The sequence below is a fragment of the Paraperibacillus esterisolvens genome (genome assembly GCF_046237625.1).
GTDB classification, from domain to species: domain Bacteria; phylum Bacillota; class Bacilli; order Bacillales; family DSM-1321; genus Paraperibacillus; species Paraperibacillus esterisolvens.
In genome coordinates this window covers 253,199-278,186 of the sequence record NZ_CP143545.1, presented here as the reverse complement: position 1 = coordinate 278,186, position 24,988 = coordinate 253,199, and the positions used below count along the sequence as shown (strand labels likewise).

18 protein-coding genes, 12 tRNA genes and 3 rRNA genes are annotated in these 24,988 nt (G+C 46.8%); 8 read left to right on the top strand and 25 right to left on the bottom strand.

Translation table 11 applies throughout. The features are described 5' to 3' along the window. Positions 1-170 precede the first annotated feature (170 nt). The 4 genes from V1501_RS01565 (at position 171) to V1501_RS01550 (ending at position 4,825) form a co-directional block, all read left to right on the top strand. Entirely contained in the window at positions 171-1,583 is a 1,413-nt protein-coding gene (locus tag V1501_RS01565; RefSeq protein ID WP_409291122.1) for a recombinase family protein, read from the top strand. Beyond that, positions 1,580-3,109, top strand: coding sequence for a recombinase family protein (locus tag V1501_RS01560; protein WP_409291121.1), 1,530 nt, complete (start codon positions 1,580-1,582; stop codon positions 3,107-3,109). Before V1501_RS01565 ends, V1501_RS01560 begins: the two co-directional genes overlap by 4 nt. A gap of 160 nt (positions 3,110-3,269) precedes the next feature. Further along, entirely contained in the window at positions 3,270-3,509 is a 240-nt protein-coding gene (locus V1501_RS01555) for a helix-turn-helix domain-containing protein (RefSeq protein ID WP_409291120.1), read from the top strand. Between the two features lie 107 nt (positions 3,510-3,616). After that, a complete protein-coding gene (locus V1501_RS01550; protein ID WP_409291119.1) occupies positions 3,617-4,825 on the top strand; it encodes a tyrosine-type recombinase/integrase in 1,209 nt (402 codons plus the stop codon). 86 nt (positions 4,826-4,911) lie between these two features. Here V1501_RS01550 and groL read toward each other — a convergent pair whose 3' ends face one another. Together groL and groES are read right to left on the bottom strand one after the other, a co-directional pair. Further along, complete coding sequence (gene groL, locus V1501_RS01545; protein ID WP_409291118.1) at positions 4,912-6,549, bottom strand: chaperonin GroEL; 1,638 nt, start codon at positions 6,547-6,549, stop codon at positions 4,912-4,914. Between the two features lie 82 nt (positions 6,550-6,631). Further along, the gene (gene groES, locus V1501_RS01540) at positions 6,632-6,916 is read right to left on the bottom strand and encodes a co-chaperone GroES (protein ID WP_409291117.1); all 285 of its coding nucleotides are present in this window, start codon (positions 6,914-6,916) and stop codon (positions 6,632-6,634) included. A 296-nt stretch (positions 6,917-7,212) separates the two neighbouring features. Between groES and V1501_RS01535 the strand changes: the two genes are divergently transcribed. Together V1501_RS01535 and V1501_RS01530 are read left to right on the top strand one after the other, a co-directional pair. Next, positions 7,213-7,947 (top strand): lysostaphin resistance A-like protein, encoded by a 735-nt coding sequence (locus tag V1501_RS01535; RefSeq protein ID WP_409291116.1) that lies wholly within the window; start codon positions 7,213-7,215, stop codon positions 7,945-7,947. Continuing rightward, a complete protein-coding gene (locus V1501_RS01530) occupies positions 7,944-8,144 on the top strand; it encodes a YdiK family protein (RefSeq protein ID WP_409291115.1) in 201 nt (66 codons plus the stop codon). The genes V1501_RS01535 and V1501_RS01530 overlap by 4 nt, the downstream gene beginning before the upstream one ends. A gap of 39 nt (positions 8,145-8,183) precedes the next feature. On the opposite strand, the gene V1501_RS01525 is transcribed toward V1501_RS01530, so the two are convergent. Further along, a complete protein-coding gene (locus tag V1501_RS01525; protein WP_409291114.1) occupies positions 8,184-8,840 on the bottom strand; it encodes a redox-sensing transcriptional repressor Rex in 657 nt (218 codons plus the stop codon). A gap of 24 nt (positions 8,841-8,864) precedes the next feature. Then, positions 8,865-9,368, bottom strand: a complete 504-nt coding sequence (moaC, locus tag V1501_RS01520) for a cyclic pyranopterin monophosphate synthase MoaC (RefSeq protein ID WP_409291113.1) — start codon at positions 9,366-9,368, stop codon at positions 8,865-8,867. Positions 9,369-9,555: 187 nt separating this feature from the next. Between moaC and V1501_RS01515 the strand changes: the two genes are divergently transcribed. After that, positions 9,556-11,481 (top strand): ABC-F family ATP-binding cassette domain-containing protein, encoded by a 1,926-nt coding sequence (locus V1501_RS01515; RefSeq protein ID WP_409291112.1) that lies wholly within the window; start codon positions 9,556-9,558, stop codon positions 11,479-11,481. 611 nt (positions 11,482-12,092) lie between these two features. Here V1501_RS01515 and tsaD read toward each other — a convergent pair. The 20 genes from tsaD to V1501_RS01415 form a co-directional block, all read right to left on the bottom strand. Further along, a complete protein-coding gene (tsaD, locus tag V1501_RS01510; RefSeq protein WP_409291111.1) occupies positions 12,093-13,100 on the bottom strand; it encodes a tRNA (adenosine(37)-N6)-threonylcarbamoyltransferase complex transferase subunit TsaD in 1,008 nt (335 codons plus the stop codon). Next, positions 13,097-13,546 (bottom strand): ribosomal protein S18-alanine N-acetyltransferase, encoded by a 450-nt coding sequence (rimI, locus tag V1501_RS01505; RefSeq protein WP_409291110.1) that lies wholly within the window; start codon positions 13,544-13,546, stop codon positions 13,097-13,099. Before rimI ends, tsaD begins: the two co-directional genes overlap by 4 nt. 26 nt (positions 13,547-13,572) lie before the next feature. Beyond that, positions 13,573-14,262 (bottom strand): tRNA (adenosine(37)-N6)-threonylcarbamoyltransferase complex dimerization subunit type 1 TsaB, encoded by a 690-nt coding sequence (tsaB, locus tag V1501_RS01500; RefSeq protein ID WP_409291109.1) that lies wholly within the window; start codon positions 14,260-14,262, stop codon positions 13,573-13,575. Beyond that, positions 14,259-14,714: a tRNA (adenosine(37)-N6)-threonylcarbamoyltransferase complex ATPase subunit type 1 TsaE gene (gene tsaE, locus V1501_RS01495; RefSeq protein ID WP_409291108.1), complete on the bottom strand. Its 456-nt coding sequence runs from the start codon at positions 14,712-14,714 to the stop codon at positions 14,259-14,261. Before tsaE ends, tsaB begins: the two co-directional genes overlap by 4 nt. A gap of 619 nt (positions 14,715-15,333) precedes the next feature. Further along, positions 15,334-15,407, bottom strand: a tRNA-Met gene (locus tag V1501_RS01490). A 169-nt stretch (positions 15,408-15,576) separates the two neighbouring features. Continuing rightward, positions 15,577-15,693 (bottom strand): 5S ribosomal RNA (rrf, locus tag V1501_RS01485). 79 nt (positions 15,694-15,772) lie between these two features. Continuing rightward, positions 15,773-18,721 (bottom strand): 23S ribosomal RNA (locus tag V1501_RS01480). A gap of 339 nt (positions 18,722-19,060) precedes the next feature. Beyond that, positions 19,061-20,611, bottom strand: a 16S ribosomal RNA gene (locus V1501_RS01475). Together the 16S, 23S and 5S rRNA genes with 12 tRNA genes alongside form the textbook arrangement of a ribosomal RNA operon. A 105-nt stretch (positions 20,612-20,716) precedes the next feature. Then, positions 20,717-20,790, bottom strand: a tRNA-Gly gene (locus V1501_RS01470). A 31-nt stretch (positions 20,791-20,821) separates the two neighbouring features. Beyond that, positions 20,822-20,898 (bottom strand) — tRNA-Pro (locus V1501_RS01465). Between the two features lie 6 nt (positions 20,899-20,904). Beyond that, positions 20,905-20,981: transfer RNA gene (locus V1501_RS01460), tRNA-Arg, on the bottom strand. Between the two features lie 23 nt (positions 20,982-21,004). Then, positions 21,005-21,091: transfer RNA gene (locus tag V1501_RS01455), tRNA-Leu, on the bottom strand. Between the two features lie 56 nt (positions 21,092-21,147). Then, positions 21,148-21,232, bottom strand: a tRNA-Leu gene (locus tag V1501_RS01450). Between the two features lie 20 nt (positions 21,233-21,252). Continuing rightward, a tRNA-Lys gene (locus V1501_RS01445) sits at positions 21,253-21,328 on the bottom strand. Between the two features lie 3 nt (positions 21,329-21,331). Then, positions 21,332-21,406: transfer RNA gene (locus V1501_RS01440), tRNA-Gln, on the bottom strand. 8 nt (positions 21,407-21,414) lie between these two features. Further along, a tRNA-Asp gene (locus tag V1501_RS01435) sits at positions 21,415-21,490 on the bottom strand. A 62-nt stretch (positions 21,491-21,552) separates the two neighbouring features. Further along, positions 21,553-21,624 (bottom strand) — tRNA-Glu (locus V1501_RS01430). 12 nt (positions 21,625-21,636) lie between these two features. Beyond that, positions 21,637-21,727 (bottom strand) — tRNA-Ser (locus V1501_RS01425). 9 nt (positions 21,728-21,736) lie between these two features. After that, positions 21,737-21,811, bottom strand: a tRNA-Asn gene (locus tag V1501_RS01420). A gap of 180 nt (positions 21,812-21,991) precedes the next feature. Then, a complete protein-coding gene (locus V1501_RS01415) occupies positions 21,992-22,459 on the bottom strand; it encodes a SprT family protein (RefSeq protein ID WP_409291107.1) in 468 nt (155 codons plus the stop codon). Positions 22,460-22,578: 119 nt separating this feature from the next. Here V1501_RS01415 and cmpA point away from each other — a divergent pair, with 119 nt between their 5' ends. Further along, positions 22,579-22,698: a cortex morphogenetic protein CmpA gene (cmpA, locus tag V1501_RS01410; RefSeq protein WP_409291106.1), complete on the top strand. Its 120-nt coding sequence runs from the start codon at positions 22,579-22,581 to the stop codon at positions 22,696-22,698. Between the two features lie 38 nt (positions 22,699-22,736). On the opposite strand, the gene V1501_RS01405 is transcribed toward cmpA, so the two are convergent. Continuing rightward, positions 22,737-24,896, bottom strand: coding sequence for a Tex family protein (locus V1501_RS01405; protein ID WP_409291105.1), 2,160 nt, complete (start codon positions 24,894-24,896; stop codon positions 22,737-22,739). Positions 24,897-24,988: the final 92 nt, after the last annotated feature.

Below are 24,988 nucleotides of genomic sequence, written 5' to 3'. Positions count from 1 at the left end.
TAATGAGACGGCGCGTACAAATAAACTCTATTCCTGAATCAAATCCGGTTTCAAACGTGTGGATTCAACACCTGATAGCGCGGCTCCTAATTGGAGAGCTTAATATCCCACACAGACTGCAGGCAAAGTTGCTTTATGAATTATCCAGAGAAAGAAAGGACGTAAATTAAGTGAATAATAACAACAGCCAGAAAAAGCATGTTTTCTTCCGGCGAGTCAGTACAGCAGGACAAGATATTTTAACGCAGGAAGCGGCTGACCTCCCCTACCGAGAGAAACTGCCGGATGACGAAATTTTGATTATCAATGAGATAGCCACATCCGCAAACAAAAAAGCGATCAATGAAAGGCCAGAGATGCAAAGGCTCATTTCATTGGTAAAGGATAAGAAAGTCCACACTATTTATGCATTTGACCGCAGCCGCTTGTTCCGTGATTTTTACGAAGGCATGGAGTTTAATGACTTACGCACTAAATATAATGTCCAGGTGATTTACACGTCTGTTGGGAATGGAAACATGCCAGCAAGTGATGACGTTTTTGTAGAAGGATTACTGAGCATGTTTAGTGACATTGAGGGTAAGAACATCGCTCGCAGGAGCCGGGAAGCAAGATTAAGATATCCGGCAAAAAAATTTGGTTACCTAAAACAAAAAGAGACAAAGCGTTTTTTACCTGACTCTTCTAAAAGAGAAGGCGTAGAACAATACTTTGTGGCCCTCAAGGGAGTTGGATCCCTTGATGATTTATATAAGGTTATGAAGGTGTATCGAAAAAAATTTAAAAAGACTGACGAACAATTAATTTCTATGGCCAGGGATCCATTTTACGCCGGGTATGACCTGGACAAAGGGACAAATAAGCTCCACCATGTCACTCCGTACATTTCAATTGAGGAATTTATACAACTACAGAGATCATCGGGAGAAATTTTCAAGGCTTTTCTTGAAAGGAAAAAGTCGCTCAAGGGCCAAAATATGTACTCTCCCTATTGCGGCTACTGTCAGAAGCTTCTCATTTACAAGATTGAAGAAGAATCCAACCGCGCATATTATTCTTGTTCTACAAAATTACATCCCAAGGTAACTGTTCCTATAACAGACCTCTCTAAAATAATCCGGTGCACATTGAGTGAGATTACTCAGAACTTCGATGCCGAAAAACTAATTCATCACTCTCTCAATTGTTATAGGGCAATTAAGAAGCACCTAGAAGCGGAAATGAATAGCATTGACCAGAACCTTAATGGAATCTTGGAGGAGATAGTACTAGGATCTGATGATTATTCTGCAGACTGGAAGGATGATCCTATATATAAACGAAAACAGCTTTTAAAACAGGAGTATCAAAACTGCCTGGAGCAAATCAAAGAAAACCAACACGCACTCCAAAAAAACAAGTCAGTGATAAAGGCAATTCAAGGGGCACTAGTAAACCAGTCTAATAATACCTCAATGCTCTGTGACATGCTCATAAATGGTATTTGGGTTTATGAGAGTAACATTCAGGTAGATGTTTTCTTTTTTGATTACCTACAAGAAATGGAGAAAGAAATTATTTTTGAAGGAGAAGATACAGCATGACTTTAGCATTCGGTTATATCCGCCGGTCATCATATAAACAACAGGATAATAATAGTGTTGAAATACAAAAAGCCCATATCCTGGAGTATGCCCGAAGAAAAGGTCTGAGTGTCCCCGAAGAATTTATTATTATTGAGGATGTTACGAGCGCATACAGTAAACGAGCTAGTCAACGAAAAGAACTAATGAGACTTAAAGGAATGATGGTAGAAACTAAGATTCCTACCGTAATCTTTTATGAAGAATCTCGGATGGACCGGACAGCTTATACTTTTGTATTGGATTTTTACCGACCATTGAAGGTAGTTATTCCGAACATTTTAGTTTATACAACCAATTCCGAGGATCCCTTCAATCCAGATAATGAACAAAACAAAATTGCCCTTTTACTGTATCGACAAGAATCCGAAATTAAATCAAGCCGGGCGGTCGGAAACTTGATTGCACATTTAGAAGCAGAGGAAAAGGCTCGGCCAGGTTCAAAGGTCCCCTACGGATATAAGCAGGTAAAAAAAATGCTTACTCCTAATGAAGATGCTGAAATAGTTACATTTATCTATTACCTTCATAGCTGGGGAGTATCAATGGGAAAGATCGCCTCTATTCTAAATGAAGCTGAAGTTATTTCACCATCCGGCAAAACATGGAGAACAAGTACTATAGAAAACATTTTAAAGAACCCTGTTTATACCGGAGCACTAATATGGGATATCAAAAAATCCAAGACTGGAAGGAAATACGAATTCCAGGATTTCCATGAACCCTTAATTAATAGTTCCCTTAAACAAATTAGTAATATTAATATTCAGCTTCAAAAAAGTTTCGGCCGGCTGGATACTCCCTTCTTCTTTTTAAACAAACTTACCTGCGCTGATTGTGGTAATAAGCTGGCTAATCAAAACGGGTCAACCAAAAGGAACGGCATTTCATATCAATACCAATATTACGTATGCCGGAACTGTGACTACAAATTAGCAATTGATGAGCTACATGAAAAGCTTTTACCTCAGACTTTCAAACATGTCCAATCTTCTATAACTGCACAAAAAATGAAAACAATATCTGAATCGTACCTTACTCAATTCCAACAGAGCATAAAAAATAATATAGCATTTTTAGAAAATTCTATTGACAAAGCTTATTCAAAGGGTTGTATTGCAATAGAACAAGGTGACAAGGAGCTGGAAGAAGCAGCAGCCTTATTGCAATTAAGGTACCAAGCCTCAATTGATGACCTTGCTTCCTATTCAAAGTCAGCCGACGAATTGAAAGGTGCGTTAGATTCAGATGCTTTTTTCCATCGCTTCAATCATCTTTTGAATGCATCTCTGGCTATTACAGAGAAAAGGTTAATCATTCTTTACTTTGTGGATGAAATCTTAATATCGCCGGAAAAACCCCCAAAGCTTATCTTTTGCGAGAACTTCTTTGAACAATTACTTCCGCTGGATAAACTCCAGAAACAAAGAGGGATTCAACCGGACAAACTACCGAAACACATTCAACCCACCGGGGATAAAAAATAGCGACATTTCTAAAGCGCCCTGTCTACAGGGCTTTCCTTTAAGGGATGTTCGGTAATTCATCCGAATTGGTATACCAATTTGGACGAATTACAGAAACTGATATCCATAGTATGGATGAAAAACCGAAATATATACAAAAAAGAAATTGGAGGGGTTCACTATGAACACAACAAAACAATATACAACTTGGAATTCTCTACCCGATACACTAACAGCAGCTCATATTGCGCAATTCCTTGGCATTTCAAGAAAAACAGTCTATGAGCTATTCAAACTGGAAATAGAGCATGGTGGTATCCCAAACTTTGAAATTGGCACTTCAAAACGTGTAGAAAAATCGGACTTAGAAATGTGGATTACTGACCAAAAGCAGAAAAAAAATTCAGGCCGGGCAGTTTAAAGGTAGAAGAGGTTACTAAATAGACCAAACGTATTCGCTCCCCATGCAGTGGAAATAATAGATAACCATTGCAAGAACATTCCACCAAGAAAAGAGGTCTAAGGAACATGAAAGGACATTTTTATCGGAGAGGCTGCACTTGCAACAAGAAGCGTTGCACCTGCGGATCTACTTGGAGCTTCGTAATCGACATCGGTAGAGACCCCTCTACCGGCAAGAGAAAACAAAAAACGAAAGGTGGGTTTCGCACTAAGCAAGAAGCGGAAACAGCCGCAACCGAGCTTATATACGAGCTCAATCAAGGCACATATGTTCAAGAACAGAATGTCGTATTTAAAGATTTTGCAAGCGAGTGGCTTCTTATGTACAGCGAGAAGAATAACGTAAAGCCTGGCACTATTCGTATCCGGCAGCATGAGATCAACAAGTTACTGCCGTACTTCTCTCTGTTGAATCTGAAGGCCATTACATCTAAACAGTATCAAGATGCTTTAAATGATCTCAAGGAGAAAGGATATGCCGACAACACACTGGACGGTGTACATCGTACCGGCAGAATGATTTTCAAGAAAGCAATTGAAATGAGGCTGATTAAAAACGACCCAACGGAATTTGCGTACCTGAAAAAAGACAGAAAAACTGTTGAGGAATTAGAAGAGAAAGAAATCCCTAAGTATATGGAAAAGGAGGAACTAGCTTTACTATTACAAACGGCTGCTCAAAAAGGTTTAGATTTAGATTATCTAATCTTCCTTACCCTTTCCTATACAGGAATGCGTGCAGGCGAATTAGTAGCACTTAAGTGGAAGGACATTGACTTCGAGGAACATACCATTAGCATTACAAAAACGTACTATAACCCAACAAACAATACGCTGGAGTATCAATTGGTGCCGCCTAAGACGCGGAAATCCAAACGAACCATCGTCGTGGATGAAGAGGTTATTTCCGCCCTTAAAAAGCATATGCTTGCCCAACAGAAAGTCCAGAAGTACTTTGGTGAAGCTTACCTTGACGAAAGATTTATTTTCGCCAAGAAAGAGAAACAACCTGGCTACCCTATTTTCATCAAGACCGTGGAAAACAGAATGTCACGCCTGCTGAAACTGGCCGGCTTAAGGATAGAACTTACGCCCCACTCTCTGCGCCATACGCATACTTCATTGTTAGCAGAAGCAAAGGTGGGTTTAGAGGAGATTATGGAGCGGCTTGGTCACTGCGACGATGACACAACTAAGAATGTCTATCTCCATGTAACGAAAGAAATGAAAAAAGAGGCTTCCCATAAGTTCGCGGAACTCATGAGAAACCTCTAATTTTAGGAGAGAAATGTTAGCAAGATGTTAGCATTCCACTCCCCACTTTCATAAAACCCTCATATATCAAGGGGGGTGGGCGATGATTACATCATGCCGCCCATTCCACCCATGCCGCCCATACCGCCCATATCAGGCATGCCGCCGGCATTCTCTTCTGGTTTGTCAGCAACGACAGCTTCTGTTGTCAGGAACATAGCTGCAACGGATGCTGCGTTTTGAAGAGCGTAGCGGGTAACTTTAGTAGGATCGACGATACCGGATTCGATCATGTTGACCCACTCGCCTGTTGCTGCGTTGAAGCCTGTGCCGACTTCTTCGCGCTTAAGGCGCTCTACGATTACAGAGCCTTCAAGGCCTGCGTTATGTGCGATTTGGCGCACTGGCTCTTCGATAGCGCGAAGAACGATGTTGATGCCTGTTGCGATGTCGCCTTCTGCTTCAAGGCCGGCAACGCGGTTGTATACGTTTAGAAGCGCTGTTCCGCCTCCGGCAACGATGCCTTCTTCGACAGCTGCACGTGTGGAGTTCAGGGCATCTTCAATACGCAGTTTGCGCTCTTTCAATTCAGTTTCAGTTGCAGCTCCGACTTTGATGACAGCTACGCCGCCAGCAAGTTTAGCCAGACGCTCCTGAAGCTTTTCACGGTCAAATTCAGAAGTAGTTTCTTCCAATTGAACTCGGATTTGGTTAACGCGTGAAGAGATTTGTGCGCTGTCGCCAGCTCCTTCAACGATTGTTGTGTTTTCTTTGGAAACTACGATTTTAGCAGCACGGCCGAGCTGTGCGATGGACGCAGACTTAAGGTCGCGGCCAAGCTCTTCTGTGATGACTTCTCCGCCAGTCAAGGCAGCGATGTCTTCAAGCATAGCTTTACGGCGGTCACCGAAGCCAGGAGCTTTAACTGCTACTGCGTTGAATGTGCCGCGAAGTTTGTTCACAACAAGTGTTGCAAGAGCTTCGCCTTCTACGTCCTCAGCGATCAATAGCAATGGCTTGCCCTGCTGGACAACCTGCTCAAGCACTGGAAGGATTTCCTGGATGCTTGCGATTTTCTTGTCAGTGATCAGGATATATGGGTTATCAAGTACAGCTTCCATTTTGTCTGAATCAGTAACCATGTAAGGAGAAGCATATCCGCGGTCGAACTGCATTCCTTCCACTACGTTCAATTCAGTTGTGAAACCTTTTGATTCTTCGATTGTGATAACGCCGTCGTTTCCTACGCGCTCCATAGCTTCTGCGATCAGTTGGCCGACTTCTTCGTCAGCTGAAGAGATGGCAGCAACCTGAGCGATGGAAGCTTTGCTTTCGATCGGCTTGGAAATTGCTTTTAATTCTTCGATGGCAGATGTAACGGCCTTTTCGATACCTTTGCGGATTCCCATTGGGTTAGCGCCGGCTGTTACGTTTTTCAATCCTTCGCGGATCATCGCCTGGGCAAGGACAGTAGCAGTAGTCGTACCGTCACCAGCTACGTCATTTGTTTTGCTTGCTACTTCAGCAACCAATTTTGCACCCATGTTTTCGAATGCATCTTCAAGCTCGATTTCTTTAGCGATGGTTACACCGTCATTCGTGATAAGCGGAGAACCGAATTTCTTTTCAAGAACCACGTTGCGTCCCTTTGGTCCTAGTGTTACCTTCACTGCATTTGCAAGTGCATCCACACCGCGCAGCATGGAGCGGCGAGCGTCTTCACTGAATTTAATATCTTTAGCCATTGTTTCTTTACCTCCCTGAAATTATAAAATTAAGGATTGAACATAAACTAAATGTAAGTATTTTTTGTTATGGAAGCTGCACTCAGCCGATAACAGCCAAAATGTCACTTTCACGGAGAATTAAGTATTCGCTGCCTTCGTACTTCACTTCTGTTCCAGCATACTTTGAGAAGATGATTCGATCGCCCTCAGAAACCTCTAAAGCGACTTTTTCACCGTTATCCAGAACACGGCCTGTTCCGACAGAAACAACTTTTCCTTCTGAAGGCTTTTCTTTTGCAGTATCCGGCAATACGATACCGCTGGCAGTCTTTTCTTCAGATTGGACAAGCTCAATTACTACGCGATCACCTAATGGTCTTAACAATTGAAACAACCTCCTCAAATTATATATACATGTTTTATTGATTAGCACTCATCAACCGAGAGTGCTAATACCAATTATTATATTAAATAAAACTGGTTGATTTTGCAAGCAGGAAACCTAAAGGAACCGTAATTTTTTTCTCTGTCCCGTTTCGCAGGCATGACCCGCCCGCGACTTATATAGTATAGTCTTAATAGGGTCCATTTTAATCCAAATTTTTGAACAACACTCTGTCTTTTAATAAATTTGCACATGTATTGATAGATGGAAAAGTTGTAATAAAGGAGAACATTCATTTGAAAAGAGAATACTGGCTCGTCATAATCGTTTATGTTGTCATGCAGCTTTCAGGGCTTGCCGGGATTCCGCTTGTCGGGTACATTCAGGTGCAGATGGGAATGGAACGTGAAGATATACTTCTTACCTCCGGTGCGTACTGGATCATCATCAGCTTCCTTGCCGCCCTGGTTATCATCCTGTTCCTGCTTCGCAAGGATTTGGATAAAAATATGTACGCACGTGATGCAGCACCCCTGCCAGCGTCCATTCTGTGGGCTGTCGGCGGTGTGTTTCTTGCCTTGTTCGCCCAGTCCCTCGCAGGGAACATCGAGCGCTGGATGGGTGTCGACCCCGGCTCCCAGAACACCCAGGATATCATCAGGCTGATTGAGGCTGTGCCGTTTGTCATCATCGTCAGTTCGGTCGTCGGGCCCATCCTCGAGGAAATTGTTTTCCGGAAGATCATTTTCGGTGCCCTGTACAAACGATTCAATTTTTTCATTTCAGCGGTCATCAGCTCGGTCATCTTCGGTCTTGTCCACGGAGAGCCGGCGCATCTGCTGCTATATTCCGCCATGGGCTTCTCGTTTGCCTTCCTTTATGTAAGGACACGGAGAATCATGGTTCCAATATTTGCACACGTGGCCATGAATACGCTTGTAGTGATCATGCAGACATTATATAAGGAAGATATTCAAAAAATGATGGAAGAAGCAGAAAAGGTACAGGGATTCATAGGAGGATTATTATGAGAAAACAGTCGCCATTGATTATGGCTATCATCTATCTGGCGCTCGGCGTTCTCTTCACCGTGTTTGCCACACAGAATGTATCACAGTCGGGATGGGGGTTTTTCTCATACTTTCTTGTCTTTTTGGCCACTTTGGACTTCGCGTCGGCCATCCGGATGTTTGCCCTCCATTTAAAGGTACGGAAAATGAGGAAATAAAGAGAAAAGGCTGTCCCGCCTGAAGCGGGGCAGCCCTTTTTATATCAATTCTTTTTCATTTGCCGGGTAGTGTTTTAGGAAATACACAAATGACTGAAGCTCCACTGCGAGGTCAATATGATGGACTCTGATTTCCGGCGGTACATTCAGCCGGGCCGGGGTAAAGTTGAGGATTCCTTTGATATCTGCCTCGACCAGGGAATCGGTGATAGGCTGTGCGACACCTGCAGGAACCGTCAGGATCGCCACACTAATGCCTGCCTCTACTAGCTTTTCCTTTAATTCATCCATATGATAGATCGGAACATCTCCAATTGAAGTACCCACCTTGCCTTCTTCCACATCAAAACCTATTTCAATCTTTGTATTATTGTTTTTCAAGAAATTATAATTCAAAAATGCCGTGCCTAAATTTCCAACGCCGATGAGGGCCACCTTCGTCAGTTCATCCTGATCCAGTGTTTTGCGGAAGAACCCAAGCAGGTAATTCACATTATATCCATAGCCTTTTTTCCCAAGGGCGCCAAAGTAGGAGAAATCCCTCCTGATTGTCGCGGAGTCCACTTTCACGGCCTCGCTTAATTCAGCTGAGGATACCCGCTGCTTGCCCTGAGAGTGCAAATTGTTTAAAAAACGGTAATACAGCGGCAGTCTTCTTGCCGTAGCCTGAGGTATCTTGATTTGTTCTTGTGCCATAGCCGTTCCCCTCTTCTGCATTCGTTACCCTTGATCGGGCTCTTGTTCCCTTTTGTAATCCTGGCTCGATACTCCGCCTGTCTTTTCAACGAGATAAGTCGGCCCTATAACCATGCCCTTATCCAGTGCCTTGCACATGTCATAGACTGTAAGGGCTGCGGCAGAAACGGCTGTTAGCGCTTCCATTTCTACTCCTGTACTACCCTTGGTCTTAACGCTCGCTGTGATTACAAGGGAGTGTGCGCCGTCTTTCGGTTCCCACCGGAAGGAGATATCAATTCCATTAAGCGGAATTGGATGGCACATCGGAATGATGCCTGCCGTATTTTTCGCGGCCATGATTCCTGCCACCTGGGCGACAGCAAGTACATCGCCTTTCTTCATTTCCTGGTTTTCTATCTTATGGTATATTTCCTCGTTCAATAAAATGCTGGACACCGCCGCTGCGGTCCTAACGGTCTCAGGCTTTTGGCTGACATCCACCATCCTTGCCCTTCCCTGTTCGTTAAAATGTGTCAAATCACCCATAATAGCACCTCTCTACGATGATACACTATTTTCTTCCTTCTGTGTACGCTGTTTTTGTTAACTATATCACATGTTGGAGGCCACAGTTGTAATTATGCTTTCTGCACATGCTGTCTCCTCAGCATATTATACTTTCCACTTTATTTAAAAATAAGGTACACTAACGGTAAGTTATGAGGTGAAAAATATGATTCTTCTTCAAGTAAATGCACTGACAAAGTATTATGGCGCCGAAACGGCCCTTTCCAATATAAAGCTTGAAATCCAGAAACGCGACCGCATTGCCCTTGTAGGCAGGAACGGGGCAGGAAAGTCGACGCTCCTGAAAATCATCGCGGGGCTGATGTCCTATGACGGCGGTGAAATCATTAAGCCAAAGGATGTCTCGATCGGCTATCTCGCACAGGATACCGGCCTTGAATCCTCCTTATCGATCTGGGATGAGATGCTTACAGTATTTGCACCGCTCCGCAGTCTTGAACAGGAGCTCCGGAATCTGGAGCAGCGAATGGCCGATCCGGCTGTATATAATGATGATGCGATTTATCAGCGGACTCTGAAAGAATACGACCTGTCACAGGTGAAGTTCAAGGAGATGGGCGGCTATCAGTACGAAGCCGATATCCGGTCCATCCTTCACGGCCTCCAATTTTCCGGCTTTGATCCAGGTACGACTATATCCACTCTCAGCGGCGGCCAGAAAACCCGGCTTGCTCTCGGGAAACTCCTGCTGACGAAGCCTGACATACTTATTCTCGATGAGCCGACAAACCACCTGGATCTGGAGACGCTCTCCTGGCTTGAGCAGTATCTGCAGGGCTATCCCGGTTCTGTCTTGATCGTCTCCCATGACCGCTATTTCCTTGATAAGGTTGTCAGCCTGGTCTATGAGCTGTCGCGGACGGCAATCAAGCGCTATAACGGCAATTATACGGACTATCTTACCGCAAAGGCAGAAAACTATGAACGTGAAATGAAGCAGTACGAAAAGCAGCAGGATGAAATTGCAAAGCTTAAGGATTTTGTTCAAAAGAACATTGCCCGGGCATCCACCACAAAGCGGGCACAAAGCAGGCGGAAACAGCTTGAGAAGATCCAGGAAATGGACAGGCCCCAGGGCGATGAAAAATCAGCTTCATTCAGCTTTGGAATTGAAAGACAGAGCGGAAACGATGTGATCGGCATTCATAACCTTGCGATCGGCTACGATGACCGGACAATAGCAGACAACATTTCCATCAGGGTCTCAAGGGGCGACAGCATAGCCCTTGTCGGGCCGAACGGGATAGGGAAGTCCACCCTTTTAAAAACATTGATCGGTGCCATGCCGGCCCTCCGCGGAAGCTTCCAGATAGGAACCAACGTGAAAATCGGATATTATGACCAAAACCAGGCCAATCTTATGTCCAATAAGAGGGTGCTGAATGAGCTGTGGGATGATTATCCCGGCCGGAATGAAAAAGACATCCGCACGATCCTCGGGAACTTCCTGTTCTCCGGCGATGATGTATTAAAGCCGGTCTCCACCCTCAGCGGAGGAGAAAAAGCGCGGCTGGCACTCGCCAGGCTGATGATGGAAAAGGCAAACCTGCTCATTCTTGATGAGCCGACCAACCACCTGGATCTGGACAGCAAGATTGTGCTTGAGAATGCCCTGGTTGATTATCCAGGCACCATTCTCTTTGTCTCCCATGACCGCTACTTCATCAACAGGATTGCATCCAAGGTGGTCGAGCTTTCCCCGCATAATGCGGTGGAGTATCTCGGTGACTATGACTATTATGCAGCCAAAAAACAGGAACAGGCTGAGCTTGCTGAATTTGACGCGGCGAACGAGCCTAAAAATAAACCTGAAAAGCCTGCAGGCAGGATTGATAAAGAGGTACAGAAGCGGGAAAGGCAGAAGAAGAGGCGCCTTGAAGAGCTGGAAAGTATGATTGAAGAGCTTGAGCCGCTGATCAGCGAATACAATGAACAGCTTTGCGATCCAGAGATATTCCAGGATCATGAGAAGGTTCTTGAAATTAATGCCAGTCTCGAAAAAGCAAAAGAGGACCTCGATACTTTGCTTGAAGAATGGGCAGAAATTGAAGAATCCCTTCAGGAAAGCTAAAAAACCAGAGCATACGCTCTGGTTTTTCTTATGAATACAGTACCATTTCGAGGCCGAAAACTCCCCGTTTTTTTATTCACAAAACTATCCACAACCTATCAGTCTATATAGCAAGCATCAACATACTTTTCCACATTATCCACAATAATAGCCGTTTTTATCCACAAAAAGCACAGTTATACACAGCAAACAGCGGTGGTCACGAAAAAGTTATGCACAAAATATTGTGATAATTATGAGATAATCCACAAAAATAGAAGTTGAGGCAATGGAACAAAAACCAGATTTGTCTTCCTCCACGGCTGGATAGCAATTCATTTAATCGTTTTCTATAACTTGCTTTAGTAGAGTTGGTGTAAAGTGTTCAACCCTATCTAAGAAACCTGTTGATTGGATAGGAAGGCGCGAAGACTCCTGCGGGATAGGCTGGAAAGGTGAGACCCCGCAGGAGCATCGCGACGAGGAGGCTCACCGCCAGCCTCGCGGAAAGCGAAGTGCCTGAAACGGAAATCAACAGCCCCCATCCACCTTTTAAATATTATGAAAAAACTGGAGGCAGCCCGATTTCTATCGGAGCTGCCTCCAGTCTTACATAGACATAGCACAAACGATTATAATTCAAGACCCGGATTTGCATTAAGTGCGAGCCCTGATCTTTTACCTTTTTCGAACATAACAGAACCGACAGCCGCAATCATGGCCGCATTATCGGTACAGAGCGACAGCGGCGGAATAACCAGCTCTACTTCCGGGAGTTCTTCAAAGGCAGCAGCGAGCGCTGAGCGCAGTCCTTTATTCGCAGCTACGCCCCCGGCAAGAAGCACCTGTCCCACTTCATACTCCCGGACAGCCCGGAGTGTCTTGGTGACCAGCACATCAATAACACTCTCCTGAAAGCTTGCCGCCAGGTTGGCAGCTACAATTTCTTCGCCGCGCTGCTCAGCATTATGGAGCGTATTGATCACCGCAGATTTCAAGCCGCTGAAGCTGAAGTCATAGGAACCCTCTTCAAGCCAGGAGCGGGGCAGCTTGACTGAAGGAGTGCCCTCATGTGCCAGCCTGTCGATATGCGGCCCGCCGGGATAGGGAAGACCAAGGGTTCTTGCTACTTTATCATAGGCCTCCCCTGCAGCATCATCGCGCGTCTCGCCGATTACCTCAAATACACCATGCTCTTTCATGTATACCAACTCAGTATGCCCGCCCGAGACAACCAGCGAAAGTAGCGGAAACTTCATTTCCGTAATCAGCCGGTTGGCGTAAATGTGCCCGGCTATATGGTGTACACCAACAAGAGGGATCCCATGCGCAAATGAAAGCGCCTTTGCTGCATTTACCCCAATCAGCAGAGCCCCTACCAGACCCGGGCCCTCTGTGACTGCAATGGCATCGATATCTCCGTAATCTATTCCAGCCTGGTTCATGGCTTCCTCGATCACCAGGGTCATTTCCTCTACATGGTGCCTTGAAGCAATCTCCGGCACCACACCGCCAAAGCGTTTATGACTCTCAATCTGTGAGGCCACCACATTGGCCAGAATTTCCCGTCCATTTTTGACAATGGCGACTGCCGTTTCATCACAGCTTGTTTCTATGCCTAAAATTATTTGATTCTTCATCTTAATTTCACCCACATCACTAATGCGTCTTCATAATTATCGGTATAATATCTTTTCCGGATCCCGCCGTTTTGAAACCCTAGCTTTCTATAAAGCGACTGTGCCGGCACATTGCTCACCCTCACTTCGAGAGTGATGCTGATGGCGCCCATTTGCATCACCGTCTGCATCATCTTGACCAATAAAGCCTCTCCCAGGCTCCTGCCGCGGTATTCGGGCAGGATGGCAATGTTTGTGATATGTGCCTCATCCAGCACCAGCCAGGTGCCGCAATAGCCAATGACCCTGCCCTCATCCTCTAAAACTAAGTAAAGGGCATATTTATTATTCATCAATTCGTTCTCAAAGGCTTCCCTGCTCCAGGGAAGAGTGAAAGACTGATGTTCCACTGCCAATACCTGTTCGATATCCTCTGGAATCATCCGCCGGTATGTGTAATTCCCCATTTAAAACTCTTCCTTACACTATATATTTATTTTTGCTGTTCCAGCCACTTTGATTCTGCTTCGGCAAGGCGGATATAATTTGGGACGAACTTATGGATATCTTCGTCTTTCTTCAGCACTCCAATTGCTGCAAGCTCCCCAGGACGCGGATTATAGAGGGCCGGCGGTGCGAATACAGCCTGGCTGCCCATCACGGCCGTCAGGGCTTCCTTGTGAATCGGTACATCATTCCCAATGAACAGCACCTGCCGCTCCTGTTTTTTCAGCTGCTCTGCCCAGTCCAGCGCCAGCATATTCGTGTCACTGAATACTTCGATGAGCTCATCCCCACTATATCGATAAAGCCCTGTGTAGATCTGTCCTCTTCTCGCATCAAACAGGGGCGAAAGCTGACCATCGAAATACCGCCCATTTGCAGCCAGCACCTCAAGACTTGATACTCCTGACAAAGGAATCTTCAATGTCCAGGCAAGAGTCTTTGCGATAGTGACGCCGATCCTCACCCCAGTATATGAACCTGGCCCTTTCGCAACCACAATCTTATCCAGCTCACTGGGCTTAACACCGCATTCAGTAAGCAGGGCTTCAATACATGGCATCAGCCGGACAGAGTGATTCTTCGGAAGGTTGGTTACATATTCGCCAAGCACCTTAGAATCCTCCATGAGCGCTATTCCCATCACCCAATTAGATGTATCTATCGCTAAAACCTTCATTTAAAAATCTCCTTGCATAATCCCTCATAACGCAAGCCCTTTGGCGAAAACACAAACTGCCTTGAGTTACCAGGATGATGATATATATGAATCTCCAGCAATTCGCGGGGCAGCTGGCTCTCTATGAGATGGGCCCACTCCACAATCGTGACGCCCTGCCCATGGAAGTACTCATCAAACCCAAGATCCTCTTCCTGATTCTCCATCCTGTATACGTCCATGTGATAGAGCGGCAGCCTGCCCTGATATTCCTTAATGATTGTGAACGTCGGACTATTCACATTGCGCCTAACGCCAAGCCCTCTTGCAACCCCCCGGGTAAACGCCGTCTTTCCCGCCCCCAAATCTCCCTCAAGGGCAATCACATCCCCTGGCAGAAGCCGTTCTGCCAGCTTTCCTGCAAATGCTGCTGTTTCTTCTTCATTATTTGAAATCCATTCATAAGCACTCATGAATACTTCACCCTTCTCTACCAAAAAACCTTAGGAATGAAGCATCCTAAGGAAACGATCATAATATATGTAGTTTACCTTATTTTATCTAAAAGAGCCAAACCAACGGGGTTAAAGTGGCTAATCGAAAAAGGATCAGACTCGGGACACTTGCTGACGATTGAGTCCGGTCAGTTGGTGTAGACTGGACTCTGGGGGATGGAGAAAATAGCTTGGCGAGTAAATAATGGGTTTTGGCAAGTAAACGACCAAGTATCGCTAGTAAATCATTATTTCGGCGAGTAATGGACCAAGTTGGGCTAGTAAACCCTGGATTTCAGCGAGTAAAAATCTTTCTCCTTCAAATGCCTCAAAAATTGAAGTCAAAGTGAGTGAAGGAATGCTATTTTTATTTAAAATGAGTTGTTTTTTAAAAAATTCAGCCTGCTTTTTACCCTAAACCGCTGCCTATTCTTGAAAAAACTGAATTATCGCTTTCCCTCGGCAAGTGGATTCTTAATATGCAGATAACCGATGGACAGTTAGAAGGACCACCCCGAAGAACTGCTTAAATGTTGATGATATTTCATTATTATAACCAAATAAAAAAAGCGAAACGAATGTTTCACTTTTTTTGCGATTGCGGGGACAGGATTTGAACCTGCGACCTTCGGGTTATGAGCCCGACGAGCTACCAGACTGCTCCACCCCGCGACGATATAAAGTATAAAATTTTGCTTATGCCCAAAGCTGATATTGAGACTGTCCCGATTTCAGAAAGATTATTCAAGCAGCGGTTCAATCGGTACAACTCGCTGATTATTCATCGGAAGCTTTGCTCGTTGCTCCACCCCGCGACGATATTAAGTATAAAATTGTTTCTGCCTGGCGGCGTCCTACTCTCACAGGGGGAGAGCCCCCAACTACCATCGGCGCTAAAGAGCTTAACTTCCGTGTTCGGGATGGGAACGGGTGTGGCCTCTTTGCCATAACTGCCAGACAGATATGAAGTAACTTTCGTTCCTTCAAAACTAGATAACAAAGGCTGATTTGCATTACGTTTTCGAGTATAAACAAGATAGGTTAAGTCCTCGATCGATTAGTATCTGTCAGCTCCACGTGTCGCCACGCTTCCACCTCAGACCTATCTACCTGATCATCTTTCAGGGATCTTACTAGCTTGACGCTATGGGAAATCTCATCTTGAGGGGGGCTTCATGCTTAGATGCTTTCAGCACTTATCCCGTCCGCACATAGCTACCCAGCGATGCCTTTGGCAAGACAACTGGTACACCAGCGGTGCGTCCATCCCGGTCCTCTCGTACTAAGGACAGCTCCTCTCAAATTTCCTGCGCCCACGACGGATAGGGACCGAACTGTCTCACGACGTTCTGAACCCAGCTCGCGTACCGCTTTAATGGGCGAACAGCCCAACCCTTGGGACCGACTACAGCCCCAGGATGCGATGAGCCGACATCGAGGTGCCAAACCTCCCCGTCGATGTGGACTCTTGGGGGAGATAAGCCTGTTATCCCCGGGGTAGCTTTTATCCGTTGAGCGATGGCCCTTCCATGCGGAACCACCGGATCACTAAGCCCGACTTTCGTCCCTGCTCGACTTGTAGGTCTCGCAGTCAAGCTCCCTTGTGCCTTTACACTCTGCGAATGATTTCCAACCATTCTGAGGGAACCTTTGGGCGCCTCCGTTACTCTTTAGGAGGCGACCGCCCCAGTCAAACTGCCCGCCTGACACTGTCTCCCGCCCCGATAAGGGGCGCGGGTTAGAATTTCAATACAGCCAGGGTAGTATCCCACCGATGCCTCCACCGAAGCTGGCGCTCCGGCTTCAAAGGCTCCTACCTATCCTGTACAAGCTGTACCAAAATTCAATATCAGGCTGCAGTAAAGCTCCACGGGGTCTTTCCGTCCTGTCGCGGGTAACCTGCATCTTCACAGGTAGTATAATTTCACCGAGTCTCTCGTTGAGACAGTGCCCAGATCGTTACGCCTTTCGTGCGGGTCGGAACTTACCCGACAAGGAATTTCGCTACCTTAGGACCGTTATAGTTACGGCCGCCGTTTACTGGGGCTTCAGTTCAAAGCTTCGCTTGCGCTAACCTCTCCCCTTAACCTTCCAGCACCGGGCAGGCGTCAGCCCCTATACTTCGCCTTGCGGCTTCGCAGAGACCTGTGTTTTTGCTAAACAGTCGCCTGGGCCTATTCACTGCGGCTCATCCGGGCTATTCACCCAGATGAGCACCCCTTCTCCCGAAGTTACGGGGTCATTTTGCCGAGTTCCTTAACGAGAGTTCTCTCGCACACCTTAGGATTCTCTCCTCGCCTACCTGTGTCGGTTTGCGGTACGGGCACCCTTCATCTCGCTAGAGGCTTTTCTTGGCAGTGTGGAATCAGGAACTTCGGTACTAAATTTCCCTCGCCATCACAGCTCAGCTTATGTGAAAACGGGATTTGCCTCGTTTTCAGCCTAACTGCTTGGACGCGCTAATCCAACAGCGCGCTTACCCTATCCTACTGCGTCCCCCCATCGCTCAAACGATGAATAGGTGGTACAGGAATATCAACCTGTTGTCCATCGCCTACGCCTTTCGGCCTCGGCTTAGGTCCCGACTAACCCTGAGCGGACGAGCCTTCCTCAGGAAACCTTAGGCATTCGGTGGAAGGGATTCTCACCCTTCTTTCGCTACTCATACCGGCATTCTCACTTCTAAGCGCTCCACCAGTCCTTCCGGTCTGGCTTCTCAGCCCTTAGAACGCTCTCCTACCGCGGACACCCTAGGTGTCCACCCACAGCTTCGGTGATACGTTTAGCCCCGGTACATTTTCGGCGCAGAGTCACTCGACCAGTGAGCTATTACGCACTCTTTAAATGGTGGCTGCTTCTAAGCCAACATCCTGGTTGTCTAAGCAACTCCACATCCTTTTCCACTTAACGTATACTTTGGGACCTTAGCTGGTGGTCTGGGCTGTTTCCCTTTTGACTACGGATCTTATCACTCGCAGTCTGACTCCCAAGGAAAAGTCATTGGCATTCGGAGTTTGACTGAATTCGGTAACCCGAGATGGGCCCCTAGTCCAATCAGTGCTCTACCTCCAAGACTCTTAACACTTGAGGCTAGCCCTAAAGCTATTTCGGAGAGAACCAGCTATCTCCAGGTTCGATTGGAATTTCTCCGCTACCCACACCTCATCCCCGCACTTTTCAACGTGCGTGGGTTCGGGCCTCCATTCAGTGTTACCTGAACTTCACCCTGGACATGGGTAGATCACCTGGTTTCGGGTCTACGACCTCATACTCATTCGCCCTATTCAGACTCGCTTTCGCTGCGGCTCCGTCTCATCAACTTAACCTTGCATGAAATCGTAACTCGCCGGTTCATTCTACAAAAGGCACGCCATCACCCGTTTCCCAAAAGGGACATAGGGCTCTGACTACTTGTAGGCACACGGTTTCAGGATCTCTTTCACTCCCCTTCCGGGGTGCTTTTCACCTTTCCCTCACGGTACTGGTTCACTATCGGTCACTAGGTAGTATTTAGCCTTGGGAGATGGTCCTCCCTGCTTCCGACGGGATTTCACGTGTCCCGCCGTACTCAGGATCCACTCTGGAGGGAACGAAGTTTCGACTACAGGGTTGTTACCTTCTTCGACGGACCTTTCCATGTCTCTTCGTCTACCCCGTTCCTTTGTAACTCCGTATAGAGTGTCCTACAACCCCGAAAGGCAAGCCTTTCGGTTTGGGCTACATTCCGTTTCGCTCGCCGCTACTTGGGAAATCGCATTTGCTTTCTGTTCCTCCGGGTACTTAGATGTTTCAGTTCCCCGGGTCTGCCTCCATCACCCTATGAATTCAGGTGAAGGTACTGTTCCATTACGAACAGTGGGTTTCCCCATTCGGAAATCTCCGGATCAAAGCTTACTTACAGCTCCCCGAAGCATATCGGTGTTAGTCCCGTCCTTCATCGGCTCCTAGTGCCAAGGCATTCACCGTGCGCCCTTTCTAACTTAACCAATTCGGCTGATGTTCTTCCCCTAAGCCCGAAGGGCTGTCAGTTCTTGAATCATCGACCTATATTAAAACAATAAAACTTAACTCGGTTTATTACTCGATGCGGTAAAATGACGCAAATCATTTTTGCCTTATATTGTTATCTAGTTTTCAAAGAACGAAAAAATAAATGATAAGCTTCGCTCTTCTTCGTCAGCTTCACTCATTCACATCCTCACGTACGTAAAGTACGATCCGGTGTTCATTCGCTTGCTTCCTCGAATAGCTTGCTTCTAATTTATTTTTGGTTTTGAGAGAATGCTCCCTCAAAACTGAACGAAACAAGATCGCTTTTTCCTTAGAAAGGAGGTGATCCAGCCGCACCTTCCGATACGGCTACCTTGTTACGACTTCACCCCAATCATCTGTCCCACCTTAGGCGGCTGGCTCCATAAAGGTTACCCCACCGACTTCGGGTGTTACAAACTCTCGTGGTGTGACGGGCGGTGTGTACAAGGCCCGGGAACGTATTCACCGCGGCATGCTGATCCGCGATTACTAGCGATTCCGGCTTCATGCAGGCGAGTTGCAGCCTGCAATCCGAACTGAGAATGGCTTTATGGGATTCGCTCGGCCTCGCGGCTTTGCTGCCCTTTGTACCATCCATTGTAGCACGTGTGTAGCCCAGGTCATAAGGGGCATGATGATTTGACGTCATCCCCACCTTCCTCCGGTTTGTCACCGGCAGTCACCTTAGAGTGCCCAACTGAATGCTGGCAACTAAGATCAAGGGTTGCGCTCGTTGCGGGACTTAACCCAACATCTCACGACACGAGCTGACGACAACCATGCACCACCTGTCACTCTGTCCCCCGAAGGGGAACGTCCTATCTCTAGGAGTGTCAGAGGATGTCAAGACCTGGTAAGGTTCTTCGCGTTGCTTCGAATTAAACCACATGCTCCACCGCTTGTGCGGGCCCCCGTCAATTCCTTTGAGTTTCAGCCTTGCGGCCGTACTCCCCAGGCGGAGTGCTTAATGCGTTAGCTGCAGCACTAAAGGGCGGAAACCCTCTAACACTTAGCACTCATCGTTTACGGCGTGGACTACCAGGGTATCTAATCCTGTTCGCTCCCCACGCTTTCGCGCCTCAGCGTCAGTTACAGACCAGAGAGTCGCCTTCGCCACTGGTGTTCCTCCACATCTCTACGCATTTCACCGCTACACGTGGAATTCCACTCTCCTCTTCTGCACTCAAGTCTCCCAGTTTCCAATGACCCTCCACGGTTGAGCCGTGGGCTTTCACATCAGACTTAAAAGACCGCCTGCGCGCGCTTTACGCCCAATAAATCCGGACAACGCTTGCCACCTACGTATTACCGCGGCTGCTGGCACGTAGTTAGCCGTGGCTTTCTGGCCAGGTACCGTCAAGGTGCCATCAGTTACTATGGCACTTGTTCTTCCCTGACAACAGAGTTTTACGATCCGAAAACCTTCTTCACTCACGCGGCGTTGCTCCGTCAGACTTTCGTCCATTGCGGAAGATTCCCTACTGCTGCCTCCCGTAGGAGTCTGGGCCGTGTCTCAGTCCCAGTGTGGCCGATCACCCTCTCAGGTCGGCTACGCATCGTGGCCTTGGTGAGCCGTTACCCCACCAACTAGCTAATGCGCCGCGGGCCCATCCTTGAGTGACAGCCGAAACCGTCTTTCCTCTTTCCCTCATGTGAGGGAAAGACCTATCCGGTATTAGCTCCGGTTTCCCGAAGTTATCCCGATCTCAAGGGCAGGTTGCCCACGTGTTACTCACCCGTCCGCCGCTGACTTCAGGGAGCAAGCTCCCATCCATCCGCTCGACTTGCATGTATTAGGCACGCCGCCAGCGTTCGTCCTGAGCCAGGATCAAACTCTCCGAAAAGTGTTCGATATAGCTCATAAAGTTTAAAACTTGTTTTGTTTACTTCCATATAGGAAGTAACTGGCGTCTTGTTTCGTTCAGTTTTCAAAGAACATTTTTTAAAAATGGAGCGGGTGATGAGAATCGAACTCACGACATCAGCTTGGAAGGCTGAGGTTTTACCATTAAACTACACCCGCATATTTTATATTTCAGGAAGAATAAATGACCTGGTCGGGAAGACAGGATTCGAACCTGCGACCCCTTGGTCCCAAACCAAGTGCTCTACCAAGCTGAGCTACTTCCCGTATATATGGCGCGCCCGAAAGGAGTCGAACCCATAACCTTCTGATCCGTAGTCAGACGCTCTATCCAATTGAGCTACGGGCGCATATATCTTATTATAAAAATTAATGGTGCGGCCGAGAGGACTTGAACCTCCACGGGGTTAACCCCCACTAGGCCCTCAACCTAGCGCGTCTGCCATTCCGCCACGACCGCAAAAGCGACATATAATAATTTAACACATTCTATACCATAAAACAACTGGTAATTAATGGTGCGGGTGAAGGGAGTCGAACCCCCACGCCGTAAGGCGCTAGATCCTAAGTCTAGTGCGTCTGCCAATTCCGCCACACCCGCATATTAATATAAGAAAAGAATGGTGAGCCATGAAGGATTCGAACCTTCGACCCTCTGATTAAAAGTCAGATGCTCTACCGGCTGAGCTAATGGCTCATATGGCTGGGCTAGCTGGATTCGAACCAACGCATGACGGAGTCAAAGTCCGTTGCCTTACCGCTTGGCTATAGCCCAAAAATAAATGGCGGTCCCGACGGGAATCGAACCCGCGATCTCCTGCGTGACAGGCAGGCATGTTAACCGCTACACCACGGGACCTCAAAAATATAGAACTTCTTCGTCTAAATCCGCTCTTCTTGCCGGACTTTCAAAAAAAGCAATGACCCCTACGGGATTCGAACCCGTGTTACCGCCGTGAAAGGGCGGTGTCTTAACCGCTTGACCAAGGGGCCTGAATATAAAACTGGCGGAGAAGGAGGGATTTGAACCCTCGCGCCGCTTACGCGACCTACACCCTTAGCAGGGGCGCCTCTTCAGCCTCTTGAGTACTTCCCCATAAAAAAATGGCTCCGCAGGTAGGACTCGAACCTACGACCGTTCGGTTAACAGCCGAATGCTCTACCACTGAGCTACTGCGGAATAATGACATCTATATAGAAATCAATTTCTCACGAAGTGCTTCAAGTTGCTGTTGTCTTATCGACTCTTATGATTATAAACAGTTGTTTGTTTACCGTCAAGAGTTTTATTAAAACTTTTTCCGGGTTAACTCTATCTAAAAATGGCGGAGCAACGGTATATAACTATATCACGTCTATATCACTGAGTCAAGACATCCGCATATATCAATTTGCCTTTGCATTTTCCACAGACGAATCTTGTGGTATCAACCCTTCTTTTTCTGAGATATATCTGGCCGCAGCCGCTGCACATATATCTCAGCTGCTTTCTTCCCTTTTCTTTCTTTTTCTGGGGAAGGCTCTGGCAGAACCGCGGTGATCCGGTCTCGGACAGCAGCTTCCTGAAATCCTGGTCTCTGTGCTTATATCCCCTGCCCTCCAGGTGAAGGTGGTAGTGACAGAGTTCATGCTTGATGATCCCGATCAGCTCGCTCTCTCCATATTGTTCATAGTACTTCCTGTTGACCTCGATATTATGGGACTTGAGCAGATACCGTCCCCCTGTAGTCCTAAGCCTGGGATTGAATAGCGCCTTGTGTTTGAATGGTTTTCCAAATACGCTGAGTGACAAGGATTCAACCATCCTTTGTAAATCATGATCATTCATAAAGCTTATATCCTTTCTTGGTAACTGTCGTGGTGCTCTTTATAGAGTCCCTCTGGTAACGTGACAACCCATTTCTACATACACTTAATTACTATCCATAAAATACGGAGGTTTTCAGCATGCCTAAGTGGTTTCAAAATCAAATGAGAAAAGCCTTCTACGAAAAGAACTTTTATCAGGTCAAGCTTTTGAATCAGTGCTGGTTTTTTTACAGAAAAAGAGAGGCCGGCCCAGATTGATGAACGGCCAGTCCCTCTCTCGCAGTTAATAGATCCTGCTATTCCGGCTTCAGCATGGATAAAGCGATTCTTTGCTTCTTCGCATCCACTGAATCTACCCACACCGTAACCACGTCTCCTACAGAAACAGCATCCATCGGATGTTTGACAAAGGTTCGGCTGAGCTTGGAGATATGCACTAGGCCATCCTGTTTAACACCAATATCAACAAATGCCCCAAAGTCCACTACATTTCTGATTGTCCCTTGAAGCTCCATTCCCGGTTGAAGGTCCTCCATCTTCAGGACATCCTGTTTCAGTAACGGCTTAGGTAGCTCATCCCTTGGATCTCTTCCTGGCTTCTGCAGCGCTTCAACAATATCCTTAAGCGTAAATTCACCTATTCCAAGGTCCGCTGATATGCCTTGATAATCAATTTGGCTTAGTTGCTTTCTGAGCTCCTCACTTCCTATATCACCAGCTGTAAAGCCCATGCTTTTCAGGAGGCTCATGACTGAAGGATAATTCTCAGGATGAATGGATGTCCTGTCTAAAGGCTGCTCGCCATCGGGTATGCGGAGGAACCCGATAGCCTGCTCATATGTCTTGGCACCCATGCGGGGAATTTTCTTCAGGGCGGCCCTGGACTTGAATTTTCCTTCTTCTTCTCTTCTTTTCACGATATTGGAAGCTACTGTCTTTGAAAGTCCGGCTACATACTGCAATATAGCGGCAGAGGCGGTGTTTGCATTGACTCCGACCTGGTTGACAGCCGTTTCGACTACAAAGGCAAGTGAGTCACTGAGCTTGCGCTGTGATACGTCATGCTGGTATTGGCCAACGCCTACCGACTTCGGATCAATCTTCACAAGCTCAGCAAGCGGATCCTGAAGCCTTCTCGCGATGGAGACGGCACTGCGCTCTTCCACCTGATAATCAGGGAATTCTTCCCGGGCTGTGTCAGAAGCCGAATAGACGCTTGCGCCTGCTTCGTTCACAATCAGATAGAATATGGTGTTTTCCATTTCTTTCAAAACATCCACAACAAATTGTTCCGTCTCCCTCGAGGCCGTTCCATTTCCGATGGCCACCACTTCCACTTCATGCCTGCTGAGGACATCCTTCAGCTTTTTAGCTGCCTCTGATTTTTTATTTACAGGCGGATGCGGATAAATCACGCCGATTTCAAGGACTTTTCCCGTTTCATCCACAACAGCCAGCTTACAGCCAGTACGAAAGGCAGGATCCACTCCAAGTACTGTCTTCCCTTTAAGAGGGGGCTGCAGCAGCAGATTCCGCAGATTTTCTGAAAAGATGTGGATCGCCCGGTCCTCGGCCTTCTCGGTCAATTCTTTTCTGATTTCCCTTTCGATGGATGGCTGGATGAGCCTTTTGTAAGCATCCTCGGCAGCCTCCTTCAAAAGGTGGGCACTGACGCCATGAGCCTTTTTAATAAACTTGTTTTCCATGTATCTTAAGATGGTGTCGGTATTTGCACGAACAGCAATTCTCAGGATACCTTCCTTCTCTCCGCGGTTCAGGGCCAGGATCCGGTGAGGGGCAGCCCTGGACACTGACTCCTCATATTCATAATACATTTCATAAACTTTCTTCTCGTCCTTTTCCTCGTCCTTTGCAGCAGATTCAAGCTTTCCGTTTTTAAAGGTGGAAGATCTTATCCACTTTCTCAGCTCTGCATCGTCTGAAATTTGTTCAGCGATGATATCCCGTGCACCCTCTAAGGCCATTTCGACTGATAAAACTTCTTCTGAAGTGAATTCGGCTGCCTTTTCTTCAAGGCTTGCAGAAACGGGTTCAGTCAGCAGCCAATCTGCCAGCGGCTGGAGGCCCCTCTCTTTTGCGACTGTTGCTTTGGTTCTCCGCTTTTGCTTGAATGGCCGGTAGAGATCCTCGATTTCCTGAAGCTTCACGGCACTTTCTATCTGCTTTCTCAATTCAGGGGTAAGCTTGCCCTGCTCTTTAATAGCCCGCACAACTTCTTCTTTTCGGGCACCAAGGTTTTCAAGGTAGCTCCAGCGTGTCTGGATGTCTCTTATTTGCACCTCATCCAGGGATCCGGTCATTTCTTTCCGATACCTGGCGATGAACGGTACCGTATTGCCTTCTATGAGCAGGGCGATAGCCTGCTGGACCTGCTTTTTGGAAAATTTCAATTCTACTGCAATCTGGCTGATCATGCCGGTTAATTTTTCATCCATATGGCTTTGTAACCCTCCAAACTTTTATCCTATCCTCTGTTACATAGTAACAAATTGCACCGGGGTTCGCGAATCTCGATTTTTAATCAATC